The 23,668-nt window shown below is 72.1% G+C and carries 26 protein-coding genes and 1 pseudogene; 10 read left to right on the top strand and 17 right to left on the bottom strand.

Annotation, left to right across the window (positions count from 1 at the left end; all coding sequences use genetic code 11):
- Nucleotides 1-24: 24 nt before the first annotated feature.
- Nucleotides 25-549, bottom strand: coding sequence for a DinB family protein (locus ACFQO7_RS03420; protein ID WP_376804985.1), 525 nt, complete (start codon nucleotides 547-549; stop codon nucleotides 25-27).
- Nucleotides 550-622: 73 nt separating this feature from the next.
- Here ACFQO7_RS03420 and ACFQO7_RS03415 point away from each other — a divergent pair, with 73 nt between their 5' ends.
- The gene (locus ACFQO7_RS03415; RefSeq protein WP_376804984.1) at nucleotides 623-1,084 is read left to right on the top strand and encodes a GNAT family N-acetyltransferase; all 462 of its coding nucleotides are present in this window, start codon (nucleotides 623-625) and stop codon (nucleotides 1,082-1,084) included.
- On the opposite strand, the gene ACFQO7_RS03410 is transcribed toward ACFQO7_RS03415, so the two are convergent.
- Complete coding sequence (locus tag ACFQO7_RS03410) at nucleotides 1,041-1,208, bottom strand: hypothetical protein (protein ID WP_376804983.1); 168 nt, start codon at nucleotides 1,206-1,208, stop codon at nucleotides 1,041-1,043. The genes ACFQO7_RS03415 and ACFQO7_RS03410 overlap by 44 nt on opposite strands.
- 157 nt (nucleotides 1,209-1,365) lie before the next feature.
- On the opposite strand from ACFQO7_RS03410, the gene ACFQO7_RS03405 reads away from it, so the two are divergent.
- On the top strand, nucleotides 1,366-1,554 hold the full coding sequence (locus ACFQO7_RS03405; RefSeq protein ID WP_203694847.1) for a DUF1918 domain-containing protein: 189 nt from the start codon (nucleotides 1,366-1,368) through the stop codon (nucleotides 1,552-1,554).
- Nucleotides 1,555-1,652: 98 nt separating this feature from the next.
- Here ACFQO7_RS03405 and ACFQO7_RS03400 read toward each other — a convergent pair whose 3' ends face one another.
- Nucleotides 1,653-2,411 carry a MerR family transcriptional regulator gene (locus ACFQO7_RS03400; RefSeq protein WP_376804982.1) on the bottom strand — a complete coding sequence of 253 codons (759 nt, stop codon included), beginning with the start codon at nucleotides 2,409-2,411 and terminating at the stop codon, nucleotides 1,653-1,655.
- A gap of 138 nt (nucleotides 2,412-2,549) precedes the next feature.
- Between ACFQO7_RS03400 and ACFQO7_RS03395 the strand changes: the two are divergent.
- The 3 genes and pseudogenes from ACFQO7_RS03395 to ACFQO7_RS03385 form a co-directional block, all read left to right on the top strand.
- Nucleotides 2,550-2,966 (top strand): annotated as a pseudogene (locus ACFQO7_RS03395) (ASCH domain-containing protein); the annotation flags it as partial.
- Nucleotides 2,961-3,647 carry a maleylpyruvate isomerase N-terminal domain-containing protein gene (locus ACFQO7_RS03390; RefSeq protein ID WP_376805019.1) on the top strand — a complete coding sequence of 229 codons (687 nt, stop codon included), beginning with the start codon at nucleotides 2,961-2,963 and terminating at the stop codon, nucleotides 3,645-3,647. The pseudogene ACFQO7_RS03395 and the gene ACFQO7_RS03390, both read left to right, overlap by 6 nt.
- 1 nt (nucleotide 3,648) lies before the next feature.
- A complete protein-coding gene (locus tag ACFQO7_RS03385) occupies nucleotides 3,649-4,911 on the top strand; it encodes a flavin monoamine oxidase family protein (RefSeq protein WP_376804981.1) in 1,263 nt (420 codons plus the stop codon).
- Between the two features lie 91 nt (nucleotides 4,912-5,002).
- On the opposite strand, the gene ACFQO7_RS03380 is transcribed toward ACFQO7_RS03385, so the two are convergent.
- Together ACFQO7_RS03380 and ACFQO7_RS03375 are read right to left on the bottom strand one after the other, a co-directional pair.
- Nucleotides 5,003-5,959, bottom strand: coding sequence for an XRE family transcriptional regulator (locus tag ACFQO7_RS03380; RefSeq protein ID WP_376804980.1), 957 nt, complete (start codon nucleotides 5,957-5,959; stop codon nucleotides 5,003-5,005).
- Nucleotides 5,960-5,971: 12 nt separating this feature from the next.
- Nucleotides 5,972-7,462, bottom strand: a complete 1,491-nt coding sequence (locus tag ACFQO7_RS03375) for a peptide MFS transporter (protein WP_376804979.1) — start codon at nucleotides 7,460-7,462, stop codon at nucleotides 5,972-5,974.
- A gap of 185 nt (nucleotides 7,463-7,647) precedes the next feature.
- Here ACFQO7_RS03375 and ACFQO7_RS03370 point away from each other — a divergent pair, with 185 nt between their 5' ends.
- Nucleotides 7,648-7,986: an RNA polymerase-binding protein RbpA gene (locus tag ACFQO7_RS03370; protein ID WP_360541067.1), complete on the top strand. Its 339-nt coding sequence runs from the start codon at nucleotides 7,648-7,650 to the stop codon at nucleotides 7,984-7,986.
- 48 nt (nucleotides 7,987-8,034) lie between these two features.
- Here the strand turns inward: ACFQO7_RS03370 and ACFQO7_RS03365 are convergent, their stop codons facing one another.
- The 9 genes from ACFQO7_RS03365 to kdd all read right to left on the bottom strand — a co-directional run bounded on the left by ACFQO7_RS03365 (nucleotide 8,035) and on the right by kdd (nucleotide 18,195).
- A complete protein-coding gene (locus ACFQO7_RS03365) occupies nucleotides 8,035-8,550 on the bottom strand; it encodes an FxsA family protein (RefSeq protein ID WP_376804978.1) in 516 nt (171 codons plus the stop codon).
- Nucleotides 8,551-8,584: 34 nt separating this feature from the next.
- Nucleotides 8,585-9,382, bottom strand: a complete 798-nt coding sequence (locus tag ACFQO7_RS03360) for a polyprenol monophosphomannose synthase (RefSeq protein WP_376804977.1) — start codon at nucleotides 9,380-9,382, stop codon at nucleotides 8,585-8,587.
- Complete coding sequence (lnt, locus tag ACFQO7_RS03355; RefSeq protein ID WP_376805018.1) at nucleotides 9,382-10,983, bottom strand: apolipoprotein N-acyltransferase; 1,602 nt, start codon at nucleotides 10,981-10,983, stop codon at nucleotides 9,382-9,384. The genes ACFQO7_RS03360 and lnt overlap by 1 nt, the downstream gene beginning before the upstream one ends.
- Before the next feature lie 559 nt (nucleotides 10,984-11,542).
- On the bottom strand, nucleotides 11,543-12,877 hold the full coding sequence (locus ACFQO7_RS03350; RefSeq protein WP_376804976.1) for a glutamate mutase L: 1,335 nt from the start codon (nucleotides 12,875-12,877) through the stop codon (nucleotides 11,543-11,545).
- A complete protein-coding gene (kal, locus tag ACFQO7_RS03345) occupies nucleotides 12,874-13,254 on the bottom strand; it encodes a 3-aminobutyryl-CoA ammonia lyase (protein ID WP_376804975.1) in 381 nt (126 codons plus the stop codon). The genes ACFQO7_RS03350 and kal overlap by 4 nt, the downstream gene beginning before the upstream one ends.
- On the bottom strand, nucleotides 13,251-14,012 hold the full coding sequence (gene kamE / locus ACFQO7_RS03340) for a lysine 5,6-aminomutase subunit beta (protein ID WP_203694802.1): 762 nt from the start codon (nucleotides 14,010-14,012) through the stop codon (nucleotides 13,251-13,253). The genes kal and kamE overlap by 4 nt, the downstream gene beginning before the upstream one ends.
- Nucleotides 14,009-15,595, bottom strand: coding sequence for a lysine 5,6-aminomutase subunit alpha (gene kamD / locus ACFQO7_RS03335; RefSeq protein ID WP_376804974.1), 1,587 nt, complete (start codon nucleotides 15,593-15,595; stop codon nucleotides 14,009-14,011). Before kamD ends, kamE begins: the two co-directional genes overlap by 4 nt.
- Nucleotides 15,582-17,126 (bottom strand): amidohydrolase, encoded by a 1,545-nt coding sequence (locus ACFQO7_RS03330; protein ID WP_376804973.1) that lies wholly within the window; start codon nucleotides 17,124-17,126, stop codon nucleotides 15,582-15,584. Before ACFQO7_RS03330 ends, kamD begins: the two co-directional genes overlap by 14 nt.
- A 4-nt stretch (nucleotides 17,127-17,130) precedes the next feature.
- A complete protein-coding gene (kdd, locus tag ACFQO7_RS03325; RefSeq protein WP_376804972.1) occupies nucleotides 17,131-18,195 on the bottom strand; it encodes an L-erythro-3,5-diaminohexanoate dehydrogenase in 1,065 nt (354 codons plus the stop codon).
- A 153-nt stretch (nucleotides 18,196-18,348) separates the two neighbouring features.
- Between kdd and ACFQO7_RS03320 the strand changes: the two genes are divergently transcribed.
- Complete coding sequence (locus ACFQO7_RS03320) at nucleotides 18,349-19,713, top strand: KamA family radical SAM protein (RefSeq protein ID WP_376804971.1); 1,365 nt, start codon at nucleotides 18,349-18,351, stop codon at nucleotides 19,711-19,713.
- A 65-nt stretch (nucleotides 19,714-19,778) separates the two neighbouring features.
- On the opposite strand, the gene ACFQO7_RS03315 is transcribed toward ACFQO7_RS03320, so the two are convergent.
- Complete coding sequence (locus ACFQO7_RS03315; protein ID WP_376804970.1) at nucleotides 19,779-20,639, bottom strand: methyltransferase domain-containing protein; 861 nt, start codon at nucleotides 20,637-20,639, stop codon at nucleotides 19,779-19,781.
- Nucleotides 20,640-20,783: 144 nt separating this feature from the next.
- On the opposite strand from ACFQO7_RS03315, the gene ACFQO7_RS03310 reads away from it, so the two are divergent.
- Nucleotides 20,784-21,347 (top strand): histidine phosphatase family protein, encoded by a 564-nt coding sequence (locus ACFQO7_RS03310; protein ID WP_376804969.1) that lies wholly within the window; start codon nucleotides 20,784-20,786, stop codon nucleotides 21,345-21,347.
- A gap of 15 nt (nucleotides 21,348-21,362) precedes the next feature.
- Here ACFQO7_RS03310 and ACFQO7_RS03305 read toward each other — a convergent pair whose 3' ends face one another.
- Both ACFQO7_RS03305 and ACFQO7_RS03300 read right to left on the bottom strand, forming a co-directional pair.
- Nucleotides 21,363-21,869: a carboxymuconolactone decarboxylase family protein gene (locus tag ACFQO7_RS03305; protein WP_376804968.1), complete on the bottom strand. Its 507-nt coding sequence runs from the start codon at nucleotides 21,867-21,869 to the stop codon at nucleotides 21,363-21,365.
- A 54-nt stretch (nucleotides 21,870-21,923) separates the two neighbouring features.
- The gene (locus tag ACFQO7_RS03300) at nucleotides 21,924-22,556 is read right to left on the bottom strand and encodes a TetR/AcrR family transcriptional regulator (protein WP_376804967.1); all 633 of its coding nucleotides are present in this window, start codon (nucleotides 22,554-22,556) and stop codon (nucleotides 21,924-21,926) included.
- 82 nt (nucleotides 22,557-22,638) lie between these two features.
- Here ACFQO7_RS03300 and ACFQO7_RS03295 point away from each other — a divergent pair, with 82 nt between their 5' ends.
- Together ACFQO7_RS03295 and ACFQO7_RS03290 are read left to right on the top strand one after the other, a co-directional pair.
- A complete protein-coding gene (locus ACFQO7_RS03295) occupies nucleotides 22,639-23,355 on the top strand; it encodes an SDR family NAD(P)-dependent oxidoreductase (protein WP_376804966.1) in 717 nt (238 codons plus the stop codon).
- Between the two features lie 29 nt (nucleotides 23,356-23,384).
- The gene (locus ACFQO7_RS03290) at nucleotides 23,385-23,621 is read left to right on the top strand and encodes a tautomerase family protein (RefSeq protein WP_376804965.1); all 237 of its coding nucleotides are present in this window, start codon (nucleotides 23,385-23,387) and stop codon (nucleotides 23,619-23,621) included.
- The last annotated feature ends 47 nt before the right edge of the window (nucleotides 23,622-23,668 follow it).

Here is a 23,668-nt window from a genome sequence, read left to right as displayed (position 1 = left end):
CGCTTCCGAGCCTAGCGGGCGGGTTCACTCGCCGGTGACGCCGTCGAGGGCCTCGCGGATCAGGTCGGCATGGCCGTTGTGGCGGGCGTACTCCTCGATCATGTGCAGGTACACCCAGCGCAGGGTCATCGTCTCGTGGAGGCGCTCGTGGGTGAACGTGTCGTCCAGCGAGGCTCCCGCGACGGCGTCGCGGCAGGCCTGCTGCTCGGCGGCCAGCGTGGCGAGGTCGGCGGCGGCGTGGTCCGGGTCGGCCAGGTCGAAGGAGGCCCCGGGGCGGCCATCGGGGTGGGCGTACAGCGCGGGGACGGCCTCGCCGCGGACCCGGCGGCGGAACCAGGTGCGCTCCACGTCGGCCAGGTGCCGGACCAGGCCGAGCAGGGTCAGCGTCGACGGCGGCGCGGACGCGGTGGCGAGCTGCTGCCCGGTGAGCCCGGCGCACTTGTGCAGCAGGGTGGCCCGGTGGCGGTCCAGGAGGCCGTCCAGCAGGGTGCGCTCGTCGGCGGCGTACGGCTCGTCGGTGCGGGTGATCGGGGGCGCGGTCCACGTCATGTGAGGCATGATGCCTGTTTCGTCCCCGGTGGGCGAGACGGGGGTGCGCCCGCGCCGGTACGCTGCTGGACTTGTGATCGAGACCGAGCGGCTGCTGCTGCGTCCCCTGACCCCGATCCTGGCGGCGAGGATCGCCGACGGCGCGCCGCGTGAGCAGCGCTGGGCCGACGACTACCCGTTCGAGGGCGACCAGGCCGCGGCCCGGGGCTACCTGGGGGCGGGCGCGCCCGCCGGGCCGTGGGTGCCGTACACGATCGAGGTGCGCGCGAGCGGCCTGGTGGTGGGCGGGGTGGGCTTCCACGGCGCGCCCGACGAGTCCGGCACGGTCGAGATCGGGTACGGCCTGGCCGAGTCCGCGCGCGGCCAGGGTTACGCCGCCGAGGCCGCGGCGGCGCTGGTGGCGCTGGCGTTCCGGCTCGGCGCGCGGCAGATCGTCGCGACCCTCGAACACGACAACCAGCCCAGCGCGAACGTGCTGCGCCGGGCCGGTTTCACCGAGCAGAGCCCGCTGCGCTGGGTCCTGGCGCCGGCCTGACCCAGCCGGCGGGCAGCGTGTACTCCCACCCCGGCTGCCAGGTGAACGGCGCGCCGACCCGCTCGGCCAGGTCCGCGCCGCCCAGCAGCACGGCCAGGGCGTACCGGTTGGCCGCGTGCGCCACCGGCAGCACCCGCCGCCCGTCCAGGTCGGCGAGTGCGTCTCGTACACCAGGGACACGGCCATGGCCCGGAGTCCGGCACAGCCGGCCCGTGCTGTGGTTGCCCGAAACGTGCATCCGACCCCGATTCGTCCGGACAATGGACGAGGAGGTGGAGGCCATGAAGGCAAAGGTCGGCGACACCATCGTCGTCGAAGGCACGCACGTCGGGGACCACCGCAGGATCGGCGTCATCACCGCCGTGCCGCACGAGGACGGCAGCCCGCCGTACACGGTCCGCTGGGAGGACGACCAGCACGAGGGCATCCTCTACCCGGGCCCCGACACCCACATCAAAACCACGACCTGACCAACCCGAAGATCGCGACGATCTTGCGCGAACTGTTGGGGGTTCGCCCCGTATGGGCGTGTCGCACCCGCGGTACGCGCAAGATCGTCGTGGTCTTGTTACGAGCGGGCCACGGCGTTGGCGTGGATCGCGTCGTGGAGGTACCGGGTCATGCCGGGTTTGATGGCCTCGTAGGTGGCGGTGAAGCGGTCGTCGGCGAGGTACATGTCGGCGAGGCCGGTGTGGATCTCGTAGCTGCACTCGTAGAACCAGCGGCTGATGAGCTGGCGGTGCTCCTCGGCGAGGTCCATGGCGTCGGGGCCCTCGGCGGGGGCGCCGGAGTCCATCAGGGCGGTGAAACGGCGGCCCCAGTCCTCGTTCTCCTGTTTGTGGCGCAGCCAGTCGTCCTTGGTGTAGCGGGCGGTGCGGCGGGTGGACTCCTTATAGGCGTCGGTGCCGCCCCAGCGCTGCTCGACCTCCTCGGTGTGGTCGTCGGGGTTGAAGTCGCCGAAGACCTCGAAGCGCTCCTCGGGCGTGAGGTTGATTCCCACTTTGCTCGCCTCCATCGCGAACTCGATCGCGGTGACCATCTCCTGCATCCGCTTGATGCGCCCGGTCAGCAGTTCGTGCTGGCGGCGCAGGTGCGCCGTCGCGTCGGACTGCGGATCGTCGAGGATGGCCGCGATCTCTTCCAGCGAGAACTGCAGCTCCCGGTAGTACAGGATCTGCTGCAGGCGCTCCAGGTCGGCGTCGACGTACCGGCGGTAGCCGGTGGCCGAGCGCTCGCTGGGCGACAGCAGGCCGATCTCGTCGTAGTGGTGCAGCGTCCGCACGGTCACGCCGGCGAGTCCGGCGACCTTGCCCACGGTGTAAGCCACGGTTCTCTCCCTTCCGAGAACCAGGTTCGAGTCTCCCGCTACGTGAGAGTCAAGCCGATAACGCGCCGGTCCGCGACCGGGTCGCGATGACGCCCCGTCCGGGCAGACCCCGGCCGACACTTGATCTAGGCTGGCCGCGTGGTCTACGACTCGCTGGGCGATTACGAGCTGGGATTTCCGGGGCCGCTGCGCGACAAGCTCGTGGCAGCGGTGCTGGACGGGAGCAAGACCGCCACGACGGGGCTGCTCGCCGGGTACGAGCGCGACAACGAGCCGCTGCCGCCGCCAGGCCACCGGTCTACCCTGATCGACTCCGGCGGGCAGCCGGTCGCGATCCTCGAGGTCACCGAGGTGCGGCAGGTGCCGCTCGGCGAGATCGACCTGGCGCACGCCATCGACGAAGGCGAGGGCTACACCAGCGTCGCGGGCTGGCGGGCCGCGCACGAGACCTTCTGGCACTCGCAGCAGGTGCGCGACTACCTCGGGCAGCCGGACTTCACCGTCGACGACGACACCGTCGCGGTCGCCGAGCGGTTCCGGGTCACCTCGCTGATCCCGGACGAGGCCGTCGTCGGCGCGGCGGTCGCCGCCGAGTCCGCCGCGCTGGTGGCGGCGCTGCGCGCGGCCCCGGTCGCGGATCTGGACCGCCCGACGTGCTGCCCACCGTGGACGGTGCGCGGCGAGTTCGCGCACGCCGCGATCGCGCTGTCGCGCACCCTGGCGATGCTCGACGCACCCGCGCCGGCGGGTCCGCCGGTCGACACGGCCCGCTACTACTCCCCCGACGAGCGGTTCAGCCCGGCGACCGACCGGCAGCGGGTCGACATCGCGCAGGAGTGCGCCGAACAGCGCACCCCGGCGGAGCTGATCGACTGGTTCGAGCAGATGTCCGCGCAGGTCGTCGCCCGGGTCGCCGGCACTTCCGGGTCGCGGCTGGTCACCACCCGCCACGGCGACCCGATGCGGCTGACCGACTTCCAGGTCACCCGGGTCGTGGAGCTGGCCGTACACGGGCTGGACCTGGCCGACGCCCTCGGGGTCGCGCCGTGGCTGACCGCGCAGGCCGCCGGGGTCGTCGAGGGCCTGCTGTTCGGCCTGGCGGCACCACGGGCGGCGCGGGAGCTGGGCGTGGACCGCGCCGGGCTGCTGCGCCGCGCCACCGGGCGGACACCGCTGTCGGACGCCGAGCGCACCCGGTTGCGGGAGCTGGGCATCACCTGGCTGACGCTGGGCTGACGTGCGCCAGCCGCGGCCGGTCGCGTGGGCGGTGTCGCGCTGGAGCACCGACCCGTGGTCGCGCGGCGCGTGGACGGGCCTGCTGCTCGGCGGGACCGGCGCGGACCGGGCCCGGCTGGCCGCGCCCGTGTCGGACCGGCTGGTACTGGCCGGGGAGGGCGTGCACCCGACCCGCCCGGCGATGGTGCACGGCGCGTACGAGTCGGGCCTGGCCGCCGCCGGGCACCTGCTCGCCGCGGGCCGCCCCGGCGAGCTGGTCACCGTCGTCGGCGCGGGCGTCGCGGGCCTGGCCGCGGCTCGTGAGCTGCGCCGCCACGGCCGCCGGGTGCGGGTGATGGAGGCGCGCGGGCGCGTCGGCGGGCGGGTGCACACGGTGGACCTGGGCGGAGTGGCTGCCGACCTGGGCGCCGCCTGGCTGCAGCAGTACCCCGGCAACAGCCTGGCCGCCCTGGCCCGCGCGTGGGATCTGCCGACCGTCGCGACGGACTTCGCGAATCCGCTGACCCTGTCGGCGTCCGGGCCGGTCCACGGCGCGCCCGAGGCCCTGGACGCGCTGTCGGCCGCCGCGCACGTGCTGACCGCGACCGTCGACCGTCCGGTCGCCGACGTGATCGCCGCCCACGCGGCCACTCTGGACGCCCCGGCCCGGCGACTGCTGGCCTACGCCGTCGAGGCCGGGGTCGTCCTGGAATCCGGGCTGGACCTGCGGCTGGCCTCGGCCCGGGGAGCGTTCGGCGAGCCGGGGGTCGGCGAGGGCGACCGCTGGCTGCCCGGCGGCCTGGGCGCGGCCGTGGCGCACCTGGCGGCCGGGCTGGACGTCGCCCTCGACCGTCCGGTGACCGACGTGCGCCACGACCCGGACGGCGTGACCGTGTCCGGGCGGTGGGGCGCGCTGCGCGCCGACCGAGCCGTGCTCGCGCTTCCTCTGGCGGTGCTCGCGGACCTGGCCGTGGACCTGCCCGCCGGGCACCAGGCGGCGCTGGCCCGGATCGGCACCGGAAGGGCCGAGAAGGTGCTGCTGCGGTATCCGGAGCGGTTCTGGCCGGTCTCCCCCGGCGGCTACCTGTGGTGGGGCGAGGACACCGCCACCTGGTGCGAGTGGGCGGACCTGACCGACGGTCTCGGGCAGCCGATCTTGGCGCTGCTGGCAGCGGGTGACGCCGCGGCCGCCCTGCACCATCCCGCCCGCACCGACGCCGAGATCGTCGCCCAGGCCCACGCCGCGGTCATCAAGCTGACCGCGGCCTGGCCCGGCCCCGCCTGACCGCACGCCAGCCTGACGAGCGGCACCGTGCGCCGGTCAGGATGCCGCGCGGGCGCGCCTGTTCGACGCCCCACCGAGGCCCGACCAGCGGTCAGCTGGCCAGCGCGGACGCGGGGCGCTGGGCGAACCATTCGATCTGGGCGCGCAGGTCGCGGGCTTCGGGCACGTCCATGAACCGGGCGTCGCGCAGCGCGTCGCCGACCCGCGACACCCCGGCCATCACCTCGGCGGTACGCCGCGGCAGGTCCAGCCGTAGCACCGGCCCGAGCGTGTCGCGGGCCGCGGCCGCGTCCCCGGCCCACACCCGGGTCAGCGCGAGCACGCAGCGCGCGCCCGCCTCGTCGCCGAAGGAGCGCTGCTCGGACGGGGCGGCGGCGTACAGGGCGATCGACCGGGTGGCCTCGTGCACGGCGCGTTCGTTCTGGCCGGGCAGGCACGCGTAGGCGTCGGCGGCGTAGTGGTGCTGGCGGGGCGGGGCGAACCAGAAGATCCCGCCGATCGCGTCGAGGTCGTCGTGCACGTGGTGTTCGCGCATGTCGTCGGCGCGCACCAGGGCCAGCCGGGCCGGTTCGGCCGCGCCGAGCCGCGCCAGCGCGCGGGCCTGCGAGCAGGCCAGCCACGAGGTGACCGAGCCGTGCTGCCCGTCGGCGATCCGCGCGCCGCAGTCGGCGAACGCGGCGGCCTCCTGCGGCCGGCCGGCCGAGTACGCCAGCAGGCTCTGCAGCCCCCGGCTCCACGCCCGCAGCCCGTGGTGGCCGATGTTGTCGGCGCACACGTACGCCATCCGGGCCAGCGACATCGCCTGGTGCTCGCGGTCGAGGTCGTGGTGGGCCTTGGCGAGCATCCCGGCCACCAGCGCCGCGAGCAGGTACAGGTCGTGGGCGTGGTCGGGTTCGGGGTCGTTCTCCAGCCGGTTGAAGACCCGCTCCTGGACCTCCAGCAGCGGGCCGAACAGCTCGGTCACCGGGTCGCACAGGCACCGCCCGGCCAGCGACGTGACGTCGTCGCGCAGCTGCTCGACGGTGATGGTGTCGGCAAGGATGGTCATCGGTGTCGCCTCTCAGTGCACGCCGGACATCAGGTCGCCGATCCGGCGGGCGCCGAACCAGAAGCAGACGCCCACGACGATCGCCAGCAGGCCCAGGCTGCCGTAGTACGCGGCGTCGGACAGCTTGCCGCTCAGCGGCGTCACCCAGGTGTTGAGGGCGTTGCCGGCGGCGGTGGCCAGGAACCACAGACCCATCACCTGGCTGGCGTAGCGCAGCGGGGCGAGTTTGGTGGTGACGGACAGCCCGACCGGCGACAGCAGCAGCTCGGCGCAGGTCTGGATGAAGTACACCAGCACGATCCACCACGGCGAGATCAGCCCGCGTGCGGCGGCCGCCCCGGCGGCACCCATGACCAGGAACGACAGGCCGATCCCGAGTAGGGCGAGGGAGAACTTGACCGGGGTGCCGGGCTGGCGGCGGTCGAGTCTGGTCCACATCCACGCGAACACGGGAGCGAGCAGCAGGATCAGCACCGGGTTGACGGACTGGAACCAGGCGGTGGGGATCTCGAAGCTGCCGACCTGCCGGTCGACCTTCTCGTTGGTGAACAGGTTGACCAGGCTTCCCGCCTGGTCGTAGATCATCCAGAACAGCGCCGCCCCGATGAAGATCCACACGTAGGCGCTGACCCGGGACCGCTCCTGGTGGGTCAGGCTGCGATCGCGGAACATCATGACGAAGTACAGGGCGGGCACGACCAGCGCCAGGATGGTGAGCGCGTTCTTGACGTGGTCGGCCTTGAAGGTGCCCGCGGCGATGTCGATCGCCAGCAGCACGACCACGACGGCCAGGCACACTGCGGCGATCTTCAAAATCTTGTTGCGCTCGTGGTGCTGCAGGGGCTTGTGCGCCTTGAGGCCGACGCCTTCGAGCCGCCGGTAGCCGAGCACGTACTGGATCACGGCGATGGTCATGCCGACCGCGGCGATGCCGAACGCCACGTGCCAGTCCTTGCGGGCGGCGAAGATGCCGGTCAGCAGCGGGGCGATGAACGCGCCCAGGTTGATGCCGAGGTAGAACAGCGTGAAGCCGGCGTCACGGCGGGACTCGTGCATCTCCGGGTGCTTGTCGTACAGCTCGCCGACCATGGCCGAGATGTTGGGTTTGAGCAGGCCGGTGCCGAGCACGATGAGCACCAGGCCGAGGTAGAACATCGACCGGGCGGAGAAGGCCAGGGAGTAGTGGCCCAGCGCGATGATGATGCCGCCCCACAGCACGCTGCGGCGGGTGCCCATGACCCGGTCGGCGATCCAGCCGCCGGGCAGGGCCATGAAGTACACCATCGAGTTGTAGATGGAGTACAGCGAGGCGGCGGCGACGTCGTCCATCCCGAAGCCGCCGTCGGTCAGTTCGGTGGCCAGGAACAGGGTGAGGATGGCCCGCATACCGTAGAAGCTGAACCGCTCCCACATCTCGGTGAGGAACAGCACGACCAGGCCACCGGGGTGCCCGAGCCAGGTTTTGACCGGTTTGCCCGATGCCGGCACCGCCGTGGTGGCCATCGCGTTACCCCCGGATGTGATGTAACCCGCAAAAGTGGTCCAATCGGACGATATCGCGCCGCCTGGGCACACATGAGGAGCTCTCCGGAATCGGCGGCGGCAGCGGCGTGGGTCACGGCAGGGAATCGTCGCGCGTTCCGGGTCGTTGCATCACCCGGAAGCCAATCGACTGCTGAGGAGCTGACATGGGCGATCGGATGCTGCGGGGAAGCCGCCTGGGGGCCGTCAGCTACGAGTCCGAGCGCAACACCGAGCTCGCGCCGCGCCAGATGCGCGAGTTCCAGTGCGCCCAGGGCCACCGCTTCGAGGTCCCGTTCGCGGTCGAAGCCGAGGTGCCGGCCATCTGGGAGTGCAAGTTCGACGGGAGCGTGGCGCGCCTGGTCGACGGCACCGAGCCGGAGGAGAAGAAGGTCAAGCCTCCGCGTACGCACTGGGACATGCTGCTGGAGCGGCGTTCCATGACCGAGCTGGACGACATCCTCAACGAGCGCCTGGCCGACGTGCGCACCAGACGCGGCCGCTGAGTTACACGAGGAAGCCCGCCCCGATCTCCGGGGCGGGCTTCCTCGTGTTCAGTCGACGATCTCGCCTTCGATGACCTCGCTCGGCCCGGGGCGTCCGGTCGTCGGCGGCTGTTGCGCCTGCGGCTGGTGGTGCGGATCGTGCGGGGTGCTGACCCGGACCCGCCTGGGCCCGAACACGCTGTTGGCGGCCGACGCCGGGATGCGCTTCTCGGTCGCGGCGCGCACCCGCCCGCGGGCCAGCCGGCGCACCGGCGGGATCAGCAGCAGCAGCCCGACGGCCGCGGTCAGCAGGCCCGGAACGACCAGCAGCAGGGCGGCGATCAGCCCCACCACGCCGTCGACGGCCTGATCGCCGCGGGTCTGCCCGGCCAGCCGCGCCTCGCGCAGCCGCCGCCACGCCGACAGGCCCTCCCGGCGCAGCAGCACCACGCCCAGCAGCATCAGGCCTACCGCGAGCAGCAGGGTCAGGCCCAGGCCGAGCACCCGGCTCAGGCCCCAGAAGACGGCGAACTCCACCACTCCGAGCAGCAGCACGGCCAGCGGCACCCACCGCAGCTTGCGCATCCGGTCACCTCCAGCCGGTCGAGCCGGCACGGGGTCACGGCCAGCGGTCACTCGGCTTGAACATACGCCGTACCGAGTCGCGGCGGGACTGCGCACCCCACACCGTGACCTTCCACAGCGCCTCCTTGATGATGGAGCCGCTCATCTTGGACACGCCGTGCTCGCGCTCGGCGAACGTGATCGGCACCTCCACGATGCGGAAGCCGTGCCGGTGGGTGCGGTGGGTCAGCTCGACCTGGAAGCTGTAGCCGCGCGAAGTCACCGTCTCGACGTCGATCTTGCGCAGGACGGGGAGCCGGTAGGCGCGGTAGCCGCCGGTGGCGTCCTTGACGCCCATGCCCATCACGATGCGGGTGTAGAGGTTCGCCCCGCGCGACAGGATCAGCCGCCGCACCGGCCAGTTGATCACCTTGCCGCCGCGTACCCAGCGCGAGCCGATGACCGCGTCCGCGCCGCGCAGCGCGTCCAGCAGCCGGGGCAGTTCCTCGGGGGCGTGCGAGCCGTCGGCGTCCATCTCGACGACGGCGTCGTAGCCGTGCTCGTGGGCCCAGTCGAAGCCCGCGATGTAGGCCGCGCCCAGGCCCTGCTTGCCGGGCCGGTGCAGGACCTTGATGTGGTCGTCGGCGGCGGCCATCTCGTCGGCGATCGCGCCGGTGCCGTCGGGGCTGTTGTCGTCGGCGATGAGGATGTCGACGTCGGGCGTGGCCTGGCGCACCCGGGGCACGATGAGGCGCACGTTCTCCGACTCGTTGTACGTCGGGATGATCACCAGGACCCGGCCCACGCCGGGGTACCCGATCTCCGCCTCGTTGCCGCTCACCGGGGCCTCCATTACGCCGCTGCCGTCTGTCCAGTCTCCTCCACCGGCGCGGTCCGGCGCCTGCGCGCCACGCCCGCCGCGACCAGCAGCGCGAGGGCCGCGGCCGTCAGCAGGTACTCGGGCCACGCCCCGAGCCGCGTCGCCGGCGTGGTGCCGGAGCCGAGGCGCAGGTCACGCACGATCACCGCTTCGGTATTGAAACCAGTAGCATCATGCACATTTCCGTCGGCAGTTACAAATCCGGACACACCGACAGTCGAGGCCATGAGGCTGTCGCGGCCGTGCTCCACGGCCCGCAGCCGCACCATGGCCATCTGCTGCATCGCCTCGGACTCGTCGAACGTGGCGTTGTTGGTCTGCACCGCGAGCAGCTGCGCCCCGGCCAGCACGGTGTCGCGTACGACGTCGTCGTAGGCGACCTCGAAGCAGATCACGTCGCCGACCTTCGCCGGGCCGAGGGTGAGCACGCCGGGCGCGGTGCCGGCGACGAAGTCGGTGCGCAGCAGCTTGGCCTGGTTGGTGATGGCCTGCGCGATCGGCTCGACGATCGGCCGCAGCGGCAGGTACTCGGCGAACGGCACCGGGTGCTGCTTGAGGTACATCTGCTGCGGCTGCGTGCCGGGCGCGAGGTCGGTCGGCCAGACGATGCCCGCGTTGCGGGACTCGCCCTCGCCCGGCCCGGACAGCACGGCCCCGACCAGGATCGGCGCGCCGATCGCCTGCGCGGCGGTGTTGATCGCGCCGGCGGCGCTCGGGTTGCGCAGGGGGTCTATGTCGGAGGCGTTCTCCGGCCATACCACGAGGTCGGGCTGCTTGGCCTGCCCGGCGCGGACCCGCTCGGCCAGGGCCACGGTCGCGGCGACGTGGTTGTTGAGCACTGCCTGGCGCTGGGCGTTGAAGTCCAGGCCCAGGCGCGGCACGTTGCCCTGCACGACCGCGACGCTCACCACCGGCCCGGCCGGGGTCGTGCCGGGCAGGACGAGCCCGACCAGCATGACCGCGAGCGCCCCGCCGGTCGCGGCCGCGGCGCGCGTCCAGGCCCGTGCGGCGATCAGTTCCGCGGCGGCGTACGCCAGCAGCCCGCCGGCCGCCGCGACGGCGAACGTCACCAGCGGTGCGCCGCCGTACCCGGCCAGCGCCAGCGTCGGGGCGTCAGCCTGGCTGAACGCGAGCCGCCCCCACGGGAACCCGCCGAACGGCGCCCGGTCCCGTAGCGCCTCCTGCGCGACCCACAGCAGCGCGATGCCGACCGGCCACACCCACGGCCGCTTCCCGGCGAGCCCGCTGATCCACGCCAGCGCCAGCCCGAGCAGCCCGAGATAGGTCGCCTGGAACAGCGTGAGCAGGATCCACGGCGTGTACCCGACGTGCATGTTCGTCCACGCCAGCAGCGGCCCGAAGAACACCGCCCCGGCCACCAGCCCGAGCCCGAACCCGGCCCGCAGCCGCCGCCCCTTCACCGCCACGGCCAGCAGCGCCACCCCGGCCGGAGCGGCCCACCACAGCCCGTACAACGGGAACGCCACCAGCAGCGCCACTCCGGCAAGAACCGCCAGCACAAGTGCGACGGGCAGCCGCAGCGGCCCACGCCCCACGGCCGGTCCACCGGCCACACCGTCCGGGCCGGTCTGGCCGTCCGCCGGAGCGAGGGTCTGCACAGTCACCACGTCACCAATCTTTCGCCGTCGCGCGCGCACATATCCCACCCACGCCAAGATCGCCGCCCGGGTGCCGCTGCAAGGCTACACATCCCACCCGCCGCCACCCCGCTGCCCCAACCCCACCTCACGATCATGACGATCTTGCGTGAACGGTTGCCTTTTTGCCGGATACGGGCGCGTCGTCCGCACAGCCCACGCAAGATCGTCGCGATCTCGGGGTGGGGCGGGAAAAGGCCGGGGCGCGGTCGAGAAGACCGCGCCCCGCACTCCCAACTCCTACGGCGGCACCAGCCGACCTTCGGGCCGATCGGCTTCCGGCGCCTGAACCCGGGGGCCGATCGTTTTCTACTGATCGGTGCTGCCGCCTGCCGTGCCAGGTCGCCGGACGGCGACGCCCGCCGGGGAACGGCGGCAGGCACGGTGGAGGACCTCACGACGGTACCGGCGCGGCCGCGCACGGTCAATTTCACGATGTGGTCACCGACCGTGACGAGCACCGCAGTTCAGGACATCAGCCCAGCTCAGCGGCGAGCAGCGCGGCTGCGGCGTCGGGATGTTCCACCGACAGGAGTCCCGCCGCGGCCAGAATGTAGGACGCGTCGACGACCGTACGGGCCGCCCTCGGCAGCGCCCATCCGCCCGCGGTGTCGCCCAGGCCCGCGCCGAGCACGGCTTCGGCGACCTGCGGCGGGCTGTGCCGCAGCACCCCGCCGGAGCCGATGACGGTCCGCACCGCCCGCAGGTCCCGCCCGCCACGGCGCGGCCCGCCCGCCACGACGGCCTCCCCGCGGGCATGGCGGCGCAGCGCGACCATGACGGCCAGTTCGGCCAGCCGCCGGTCCACGGCCTTCTCGACTCCGTCGTCGGCGACATACCCCGGGTGCTCGGCGCGGGCGGTCGCGGTGAGTTCCAGAGCGGATGCCTCGTCCGGCCCGATGATCTTCTCCAGGATCGCGGCGGCCACCACGCCGGGCGCGGACCAGCGCATACCCAGGTCGCCCTCGACGGTGCGGGCGGCCCACAGCACCCCGGCGACCTCGTCGCGCACCCCGGCGAGCTGCTCGGCGTCCGGGGTCAGCACCGAGTACACGTCGGTCGTCGCCCCGCCGATGTCCACGACCAGCAGGTCCTCGGCGCTGCGGGCCGCAAGCAGCTCCACGCCCGACAGCACCGCGTCCGGCGTCGCGGCCTTCACCAGCGAGGCGAAGCGCGGCCCCCGGGACAGCTTCTTGCCGCCGATGACGTGCTGCAGGAAGACCTGCCGGATCGCCGCCCGCGCCGGGCCGGGATCGAGGACCCCGATCGCGGGCAGCACGTTGTCGACCGCCACCACCGGCACCCCGGCCCCGGCCAGCAGGTCCGCGAGCTGCTCGCGGCAGTCCGCGTTGCCGGCCAGCACCGTCGGAACGCGCCAGCGGGCGTTGGCGAGCCGGGTCGCGTTGTGGGTGATCGTCTCGGTGTCGCCGCCGTCGGTCCCGCCGACCAGCAGCACCACGTCCGGGCGGGCGGCGCGCAGCTCGGCGAGCCCGGCCCGGTCGAGGCGGCCGGCGGCGACGTGCACGACCCGCGACCCGGCCGACAGGCCGACCCGGTGCCCGGCCTGCGCCGTCACCAGGCGCTCGTAGCCGACGACGGCGAGCCGCAGGCCGCCGCCGGCCGACGAGCACACCAGCAGCCCGTCCGGGGTGCGCCCGGTCGCGGCGACGGCCGCGTCGAGGCCGTGCAGGACGTCGGCGCCGACGGTGGTGCGGTGCGAGCCGGTCGCGACGAGTTCACCGCTGCCGGTGTCGACCAGGGCCGCCTTGGTGAACGTCGACCCGACGTCGACACAGCACAGCAGGCTCACTTGGTGGGAACCACCACGGTGCCGGTCGCGGTCACCGCGACGACGGGCGGGTCCAGGACCTCGGCGGCAGACTCCGACCGGTCCGGGCGGCCCCGGCACACGACGCGCGCCTCGAAGTCGATGGTGCGGCTGCGGGTGCCCATCCGGGCCACCGTCGCGACGACCTCCAGCACGTCACCGGCCCGCATCGGGGCCTTGAACTGCACGTCGGAGTACGACGCGAACAGGCCCTCGTCGCCGTCGAGCTGGATGCACACCTCGGTCGCGACGTCACCGAACGCCGCCAGGGCGTACGCCCCGTCGACGAGGTTGCCCGCGTAGTGCGCGTGGCTGTACGGCACGTACTTCCGATGGATGACGGTGAAACCGACGCTCATGCTGCGACTGCCTTCTTCCGCTCGGCCTTGTTGGTGATCAGCGCGTGGACCAGGTAGCTGGCGACCTCGCGCGGGGTGGTGCCCCGGCCGAAGATCCGGTCGACGCCGAGTTCGTCGGTCATCAGCTCGTCGAAGCGCGGACCGCCGACGATCAGCAGCGGCCGCTTGTCGGCGGGCAGCGCCTCCCGGAACGCCGCCGACATCTCCCGGGTGTTGTGCAGGTGCGCGTCGCGCTGCGTGACGACCTGCGAGACCAGGACCGCGTCGGCCTTCTCCGCCTTCGCGGCGGCGACCAGCTCGGGCACCGTGATCTGCGCGCCCATGTTGACGACCTTCAGCTCCCGGTAGTACTCCAGGCCCTTCTCGCCCGCGATGCCCTTGAGGTTGAGGATCGCGTCGATGCCGACGGTGTGCGCGTCGGTGCCGATGCACGCCCCGACCACCGACAGCTTGCGGCGCATCTTCTGCTTGACGACCGTGTTGACCTCTTTGGCGGTCAGCAGCGGGAAGTCCCGCTCGACGACCTGGACCTTGTCGAGTTCGACCAGGTGCCGGACGCTGCCGTAGACGACGAAGAAGGTGAACCCGTCGCCCATCTGCTTGGCGTGCACCAGCATCGCCGGCTCCAGGCCCATCTTCGCCGCGAGCTGCAGCGCCGCGCCTTCGGCCTTCTTGTCGTGCGGCAGCGGCAGGGTGAAGCTGACCTGGGTCATGCCGTCGCCGGTGGTGTCGCCGTACGGGCGGACGACCGTCTTCACTGCTCCTCCTTGGCGGGGGTCTCCAGGATCTCGGTGGCCGGGTTGTAGTAGCCGTCGTCGTGCTCGGCGACGCCGTCCAGGCCCTTGCCCCGGTCCGCGGGGCGCTTCATGATCCCGAACGTGCCGTCGGCGATCGCGTTGAGCAGGGTGTCGTCCTCGATCTTCTCCAGGAGGTCGATGGCCTCGTCGAGAACCTGGTGGGCGCGGCGCTGGATGAACCCGTCGGGGGCGGGCACGAAGTCCTCGTGCAGGTTGCCGGCCGCGCCGAGCACGTACCGCACGTTCTGCAGCGCGATGTCGCGGTCGGACAGCCACGGCGTGACGACGGCCTCGGTCATCATGCCGACGAGCAGGATGCCCTGCCCGGTCAGCGCGCCGACCAGGTTGAAGAACCCGTCGAGCAGGTTTCCGCGGAACACGTCGCCGGTCATGTGCTTGGTCGGCGGCATCCACTTGAGCGGCGCGTCCGGGAACAGCTCCCGCGCCAGCAGCGCGTGGGCCAGTTCGAGCCGGAACGACTCGGGCAGGTCCGGGTTGATCTCGAACGCGTGCCCGAGGCCGAGCTGCCAGTCCGCGAGCCCCGCCTCGTGCGCGAAGTACTCGTTGAGCAGCTGCGACACGGTGACGGTGTGCGCGGCCTCGACCGCGTCGGCGGTGGTGAGGTAGTTGTCCTCACCGGTGTTGATGATGATCCCGGCGCGGGCGTGGATCTGGCGGGAGAAGCGCTGGTCCACGAACGTGCGGATCGGGTTGATGTCGCGGAACAGGATGCCGTACATCGAGTCGTTGAGCATCATGTCGAGGCGCTGCAGCCCGGCCAGGGTCGCGATCTCGGGCATACACAGGCCGGACGCGTAGTTGGTCAGGCGGACGTAGCGGCCCAGCTCCTTGCTCGACTCGTCCAGGGCCGCCCGCATCAGGCGGAAGTTCTCCTGAGTGGCGTACGTGCCCGCGAAACCCTCCCGGGTCGCGCCCTCGGGCACGTAGTCCAGCAGCGACTGGCCCGTGGACCGGATCACCGCGATGACGTCCGCGCCCGCGCGGGCCGCCGCCTGCGCCTGCGGGATGTCCTCGTAGATGTCACCGGTCGCCACAATCAGGTAGATCCAGGGCCGCTGCTTCGGGTCGCCGTACCGCTTGATCATCTTGTCGCGGTCGACGCGGTTGCGGTCGATCTGCTTGATGCCCGCGGCGACCTGACGGCGCGACGCCTTCTTCGCGGCGGTGACGGCCTTGCCGGTGGGCAGGTCGAAGCGCACCGAACCGGAGGCGGCCTTCTGCGCCAGCAGCGTCAGCTCGGCCGCGGTCGGCTCCAGGCCGTGCTCGGCCAGGGCGTGGAACACCGGAAGCGCCACGCCGTGGCCCAGGCCGACGTCGTTGCGCACCGCGTCGACCAGGCGGTTCACCCATGGGATGCCGTCCGGGTCGGCGCCGGTCACCCCGGCCAGCCGCAGGACCGCCCGCTCCACCGACACCGTCGTGTGCGACCGCGCCATGTCCACCACGGGCCGCCCGGCCTTCGCGGCCAGCGCCCGTGCCCGGTGCACCAGCGCCGGGTCGAGACCAAGTTTATTGCTGCTCATAGATCGTTTCTCCACGCAGTACCGTACGGACACAGACCGGCAGCTCGTCGTGCTGCTCAAGGCTGGGAAGGGTGCCGGACAAGCCGGCCGGGGTGCGCCACACCGCGAACGTCGCCGGTGCGCCGGGCACGAGCACGCCCTCGGCGTCGCGGTGCACCGCGCGCCAGCCGCCGCGGGTGTGCGCCGCGAACGCCGACTTCGCGCTCATCCGCTGATGGGTGTTGAAGTGCTGCATCGCCGCCCGGACGCTGCCCCACGGGTCCAGCGGCGTCACCGGGCTGTCCGACCCGAACGCCAGCGCCACTCCCGTGTTGTGCATCTGCCCCATCGGGTTCGACGCGAGGCTGCGCGCCACCCCGAGCCGCTGGGCGTACATCTGGTGCTCGCCGCCCCACAGGCGGTCGAACGCGGGCTGCATCGACGCGACGATGCCGTACTCCACGAACGCGGCGATCAGCCGCTTGTCCATGATCTCGGCGTGCTCGACCCGGTGCCGGGCGTCGCGCAGCGCGTCGGTGCCCAGGACCTCGTCGGCGGCCGCGAACCCGGCCACCACCGTCGAGATCGCCGCGTCGCCGATGGCGTGAAAGCCGCCCTGCATCCCGTGCCGGTGGCAGTCGAGCAGGTGATCGCGCACCTGCTCGGCGGTCACGTAGCCGTGGCCGCAGCCGCGCTCGCCGTCCAGGTAGTCCTCGCCGAGGTGCGCGGTCCGCGAGCCGAGCGCCCCGTCGGCGTACAGGTCCCCGCCCGCGCCGACCGCGCCCAGCTCCCGGGCCTTGGCCGCGCCCATCAGCTCGCCCCAGAAGCCGTACACCTCCGGCAGCCCCTGCCCCGACAGGCGCAGCAGCTCGGTGAAGTCGTCCTCGCTGGACGTGCCCGGTCCGCCGCACTCGTGCACGGCGGCGATGCCCAGGCTCGCGGAGTGGCGCAGCATCCGCATCTGCGCGTCCCGCCGCTGCACGATGGTGATCTGCCCGAACGCCGCCGCCCGCACCACGTGGTGCGCGTCGCGGCGCACCCAGCCCGACGCGTCGTAGCCGGGGGCGTCTGCGGCCAGCGCCAGCAGGTCCGAGGAGACCAGCGCCGAGTGGATCGACGCCTGGGACAGGTACACGCTGCGCCCGCCCGCGGCCCGGTCCAGCTCGGCGGCGGTCGGCGGGGTCTGCGACGCGCCCCACGTGCTCTCGTCGAAGCCGTGCCCCAGCACGACGGCCTCCGGGCCCAGCCCGGACGCGAACTCGGCCACGGCCTTGAGCAGCTCGGCGGCGGCGCGCACCGACGACAGGTCCAGCCCGGCCAGGGCCAGGCCGGTGTCGGTCGCATGAACGTGCGCGTCGACGAACGCGGGCGTGACCAGGGCCCCGCCCAGGTCCACCCGCAGGTCGGCGGTGGGGGCGTCGGCCAGCGGCCCGAGCCAGACGATGTGCTGGCCGCGGGTCAGCAGCGCCGTGGCGCCGGGGTCGGCGGGGCTGCGGACGACGGCGTTGTGCCAGAGCGTCGTGCGCTCGGCCGGCAAGGCGGAGATCTGCATGGGCTCAGTCTGCCGTGCCGGACGTGGCCCGCGAGGCCTCGTGGTGCAGACGGGACTCGAACATCGCCCGCACCGCCGGCACCTGCCGCAGCAGATCCAGCGCGTACGCCGCGTGTCCGGGCACGTACCCGTTGCCGACCAGCATCGTCACGTCCGCGGCCAGACCCTCCGCGCCCAGCGCGGCGGCGGCGAAGCTCGTCGCCATCGAGAAGAAGATCACGGTGCCGCCGTCGGCGGTCGACAGGATCGCCCCGTGCTCGCAGCCGGGCACGTCCACGCAGACCACGGTCACGTCCGCGGCCCGCCCGCCGAGTGCGGCCTCGACGGCCTCGGCGAGCGCGACCGGGTTGCGGGCGTCGGCCAACGCGACCACGTCGGCCAGGGCCGCGTCCGCCAGCATCACGCGCTCGCGCTCGACCGGGACGACGCCGACGGTCCGGCTCGCGCCGGCGGCCTTGGCTGCGGCCAGGGACAGCGAGCCGCTCTTGCCCGCGCCGCCGATCACGGCGACGGTCGGGTTGTCGTACCGCCCCACCACCCGGGCGGTCAGCGCAGGCGCGCCGCATACGTCCATCACGGCCAGGGCCAGCTCGGGGTCCAGGTCGGCAGGCAGCACCGCGGCGATGGAGCGGGCGAACAGGATCGCGTGGCCCTCGCAGGGGACCTGCTCGCTGCCCCCGTCCCAGTGCTTGAGGCCGTCGCTGATCGACAGCGGGGTGAGGGTCAGCGAGACCAGCGTGGCGACCCGGTCGCCGACCTTGAGGCCGAGCGGGGACTCCGGTCCGACGGCCTCGACGGTGCCGATGAGCATGCCGCCGGAGCCGGTGACCGGGTTCTGCATCTTGCCCCGGGCGCCGATGATCTCCAGGACCTCACCGCGCACCGCCGCGCCGTCGCCCGCGTGCTTGGTCGACAGCTGGCGGAAGCTCGCCGCGTCGAGGTTGAGCCGCTCGACGGCGATCCGCACCTCGTCTGCCCCGATCTCGGGTGAATTGTCCAGGCGACGTGCCGCCTGGGGCAATACCCCGCTCGGTTCCAGGACCCGGTGCAGGCCGATCGGTGACGTCATTGTCCGGTTCTCCTAAAAAGTGAAGTCCACCCGCGAGATCAAAACCAAAATTGCGGTTAGATTTGATGCGTGCGGGAAATTCTACGGCAGACTAGTTGGTACGCCGGAGAACTTCCAGTATGGTCAACGGCGACCGCAAAGGAGAGGCCACCGATGAACGCTGGGCAACCCTACGAGTACCGACGCGTAGAGCTGATCGAGCCGGACTGGACCCGGTTCCCGGGCTGGCGCGATGTCACGGCTGCGCAGTGGGAGTCCGCGCAGTGGCAGCGCGTCAACTGCATCAAGAACGTCAAGCAGCTGCGCGCCGTGCTCGGCGACACCGTCGACGAGCGCTTCTACGCCGATCTCGAGGCCGACCAGAAGGCGCTGGCCACGATGTCGATGCTGGTCCCCCCGCAGATGATCAACACGATGGCGCGGGAGGAGCTGACCACCGAGGCGTTCTACGCCGACCCGGTGCGCCGCTACATGATCCCGGTCGCCTCCGACCGGCTCACCGAGTGGGCCAGCCACCCGCACGCCAGCCGTGACAGCCTGCACGAGCACGACATGTGGGTCGCCGAGGGCCTCACCCACCGCTACCCCACCAAGGTGCTCGCCGAGCTGCTGTCCACCTGCCCGCAGTACTGCGGCCACTGCACCCGCATGGACCTGGTCGGCAACTCCACCCCGGCGGTCGAGAAGCTCAAGCTCACCCTCAAGCCCGTCGACCGCTACGACGCGCACATCGCCTACCTCAAGGCCCACCCGGGCGTGCGTGACGTCGTCGTCTCCGGCGGCGACGTGGCCAACGTGCCGTGGAAGAACCTCGAGTCGTACCTGATGCGCCTGCTGGAGATCGACACCATCCGCGACATCCGGCTGGCCACCAAGGCGCTGATGGGCCTGCCCCAGCACTGGCTGCAGCCCGAGGTCGTCGAGGGCCTGGAGCGGGTCGCCCGCACCGCCCGCCGGCGCGGCGTCAACCTGGCGATCCACACCCACGTCAACCACGCCAACTCGATCACCCCGACCGTGGCCCGCGCCGCGAAGACGGCCCTCGAAGTCGGCGTGCGCGACGTGCGCAACCAGGGCGTGCTCATGCGCGGCGTCAACGCCACGTCGCCCGACCTGCTCGACCTGTGCTTCGCGCTGCAGGGCGAGGCGAACATCCTGCCGTACTACTTCTACATGTGCGACATGATCCCCAACGCCGAGCACTGGCGCGTGTCCGTGGGCCACGCCCAGGCCCTGCAGCACGACATCATGGGCTACCTGCCCGGCTACGCCACCCCGCGCATCGTCTGCGACGTCCCGTTCGTCGGCAAGCGCTGGGTGCACATGGTCACCGAGTACGACCGCGAGAACGGCATCTCGTACTGGACCAAGAACTACCGCACCTCGATCGAGGCCGACCAGAACGTCGACGTGCTGTCCCAGCGCTACGCGTACTACGACCCGATCGACACCCTGCCCGAGTCCGGCCAGAAGTGGTGGCGCAAGCAGCTCGACGAGCAGCTCGCCGCCCAGGCCTGACCCGTCCCGCACGACCGGGGCCCCGCCCGAGCCGCCCACGCGGCTCACGGCGGGGCCTTCGCCGTTCACGCCGGAACCGTGCCCGCGACCACCCACACCGTCAGCGCCACCAGGAAGTCCTCCCGCTCGTCGGCGTCGCGCACCGCGTCCAGCCAGCGGTCCACCATCGCCGCGGTGTCGCCGTCCTCCTCCCCCACGATGTGCAGCAGCAGGTCACGGTCGAAGTACGGCACCACGTGCTGGGCCTCGGCAGGGTCGGTGAAGCACATCGTCATCGGGTGGCACTCCAGCTCGTACACCCCCAGCCGGCGCAGCCGGTTGCGCAGCGTACGACCCATCGACGGGTTGCACATCACGCTGTGGTGCCGCAGCCGCCACATCATCGGCGTCAGCACCTCCGCGGGCAGCCCGTCGAAGACCAGCGACTCCCAGTCGGTGTCGATCAGGCAGATCCGCCCCTGCGGCCGGGTCACCCGGACCAGCTCCGCGATCACCGCCTCGGCCTGCGGCAGGTGCTGCAGCGTACGCTCGCACCGCACCGCGTCGAAGACGCCGTCCGGGTAGTCCAGCCTGGTCATGCACCCGGTGACGAAGCGGACCTCGCCGGCGTCGGGGTGGGTCTGCCGCCAGCGCTCGTAGCGGTGCGCGGCCAGCGACAGCATGCTGCGCGAGTTGTCCACGCCGTCGACCCGGCCGTCCACCCCGACCAGCAGCGCCAGCACGCACGCCTCCTCGCCGAGCCCGCACCCGCCGTCGAGCACGTGGTGGCCCGGTTTGACGTGCATGGTCTCGGCGGCCCGCGTCCGGATCTCGGTGATCGCCCGGTAGCCGGCGGCCTTGTCCAGGTATGCCACGAGCCGCGCCTGCATCTGCGGCGGGCTCTGATCGACCCGCGCGTAGTGCGGCATGAGCGGCGCGTCCGTCATACCTCAATTCTGTGAGCCCCGTAGCCGTCGCAGGCGAAACCACCGAGATCCACCTCGACCCGGCACACTCACCGGGCGAAACCGCCCGTCCGGGTGGTGACCACCGCTAACGTGTCCTCAGGAACACGAGCGGGGAGGATCGGCATGCGAGAGATCGTGCTGCTCCGGCACGGGCAGACCGAGTGGAGCGCGACCGGCCGCCACACCTCCTTCACCGACCTGCCGCTGACCCCTGCGGGCGAACGCCAGGCGGCCCAGCTCGCCGGGCGGCTGGCCGGGCGGGCCTTCGCCGCGGTGCTGTGCAGCCCGCTCCAGCGTGCGGTGCGCACCGCCGCGCTGGCCGGGCTGGAGATCACCGCCACCGACGACGACCTGCTGGAGTGGAACTACGGCGCGTACGAGGGCCGCACCACGCCGGAGATCCGCCAGGAGCGTCCCGAGTGGACGCTGTGGCAGCACGGCTGTCCCGGCGGCGAGACCGCGGCCCAGGTCGGCGCCCGCTGCGACCGGGTCCTGGAACGTGCCCGCACGATGCTGGCCAGCGGCGACGTCGCCCTCGTCGGCCACGGCCACCTGCTGCGCGCGCTCACCGCCCGCTGGCTGGGCTTGCCCGCCGCGGACGGCGCGCTGTTCCGCCTGGAGACGGCCACCCTCAGCGTGCTCGGCTTCGAACGCGAGCAGCCGGTGCTGCTGCGCTGGAACAGCTGAGGGGCGGCGGGGCGCTCACGCCCGCAGCGCGTCGTCGGGGTCGGCGCCGACGGCGGACAGCACACCGCTGAAGAACCGGCGGATGCACACGGCCAGCACGATCTGCATGACGTCGGTGTCGGACAGGCCGAACCCGCGCAGCGCGGCGGCGTCCTGCTCGGTGACGGTGGTCGGGTCGGCGGCCACCTTGTCGGCGAAGTCCATGATCGCAACGTCGACCGGGTCGAGACCGGCGCTGTGGTGGTCGGCGATGATCGCGCGCAGCTGCGCCTCGTCGTAGAAGCGGTCGCGCAGCACCTTGGCGTGGGCGAGGGTGCAGTAGTCGGAGCCCAGCCGCCGAGCCGCGGCGAGGGTGACTAGCTCGTACCGGCGCAGGTCCATACCGTCGCGCACGCTGCCGGCCAGCTGCTCCCAGCCCGCGTACGCGTCGGGCCGCAGCGCGAACACCCGCAGGTAGTTGGGGATGTAGTCGGCCTGGTCGGCGTACAGCGGGGACTCGGCGGGGGTTGCGAGATAGGTCATGGCCGCGAGGTTAGCCGCGGCCGCACTCCGGCACGGCCTGGTGTCCCCCATCCGTCAGTCGACGGAGGTCAGGCTCGCGCGGCCAGCGTTAGGCATACCCAGGTAATTAGAGACGCTGTTCTGCCAGAGCGTGCCGAGCTGGGCGGGGTCGTCGAGCAGCTTGGCCAGCAGCACCCGGCCCTCGATCTGGGCGACGATGGAGCGCGCCGCCTCGCGGGCGTCGACGGCCGGGGCGGCCTGCCCGGTGTCCCTGGCCTCGACGACCACCTTCTCGATCATGTCGATCTGGGCCTCGAAGATCTCCTGCAGCCGGTCGCGGATCTCCGGGACCTGGTTGCTGAGCTCGGCGGCGAGGTTGCCGAACAGGCAGCCGACGACCAGGCCCGCCTGCTGCCGGCCGGCCCGCTGGAAGTCCTCGGTCGCCGCGAACAGGTCGCGCAGGCGCTCCAGCGGCGGCCGCCCGCTGCCGAGCAGCTCGCTCCACTGCTGCCGCTGAGCGGCCCAGTGCTCGTCGATGACGGTGAGCGCGAGCGCCTGCTTGGAGGCGAAGAAGTGGTAGAAGCTGCCCTTCGGCACCCCGGCGGCGGCGCAGATCTCGGCGACGCCCAGCGCGGAGTAGCCCCGCTGCTCGATCAGCGTCCTGGCCGCTTCGAGGATCTTGTTCCGCGCGTCACTAGTCCTGCCCATGGCGTTGACGATACACGACCAGTCGTCTAGCTTTTAGTAGACCGGTCGTCTAGTGGCCGCGAAACAGCAAAGGAACAGGCACATGAGCACCGAGAACACGCAGAAGGTCGCAGTCATCACCGGCGCCTCCCAGGGCATCGGCGCAGGCCTCGTCGAGGGCTACCGCAAGCTCGGCTACGGCGTCGTGGCCGTCTCCCGCACCATCGCCGCCTCCGCCGATCCGGACATCGTGACCGTGCAGGGCGACATCGCCGACGCCGGCACCGCCGAGCGGGTGACCCGGGCCGCGCTGGACCGCTTCGGCCGCATCGACACCCTGGTCAACAACGCGGGCATCTTCATCGCCAAGCCGTTCACCGACTACACCGCCGACGACTTCGCGCAGGTCACCGCCATCAACGTCGGCGGGTTCTTCCACCTGACGCAGCGGGTGCTGCCGCACCTGCTCGCCGTCGGCGGCGGGCACATCGTCAGCATCACCACGGCCCTGGTGGACCAGGCCGACAAGAACGTGCCGTCGGTGCTCGCCTCGCTGACCAAGGGCGGCATCAACTCCGCCACCAAGTCGCTGGCCATCGAGTACGCCTCGCGCGGCGTGCGCGTCAACGCGGTCGCCCCGGGCATCATCAAGACCCCGATGCACCCGGTCGAGTACCACGAGACGTACGCCGGGCTGCACCCCGTCGGCCGGATGGGCGAGACGAGCGACATCGTCGGCGCGGTCCTCTACCTGGAGTCCGCTCCGTTCGTCACCGGCGAGATCCTGCACGTCGACGGCGGACAGAACGCCGGCCACTGACCCGTCCCGATCATCCGAGAGGACCGATCATGCCCATCGTCAACATTCAGATCACCCGTGAGGGCAGCACACCGGGCACGACGGCCGCGACCGCCGAGCAGAAGGCGGCGCTCATCGCCGGGGTCAGCCGGCTGCTGCTGGATGTGCTGGACAAGCCGCTGGACTCGACGTTCGTCGTCATCGACGAGGTCGAGCTGGAGAACTGGGGCCGCGGCGGCCTGTCCGTCCCGCAGTACCGCGAGCAGCAGCGCGCGAGCGGGCAGTAGGCCGCGGCTGCGCAGGGGCGCGTGGATTCCGGGTGACACCGGGAACT

It is taken from the genome of Catellatospora aurea, from assembly GCF_042663325.1.
GTDB lineage: Bacteria > Actinomycetota > Actinomycetes > Mycobacteriales > Micromonosporaceae > Catellatospora > Catellatospora aurea.
The sequence above is the reverse complement of the archived record's forward strand: the minus strand, read 5'-3'. Positions and strand labels throughout refer to the sequence as shown.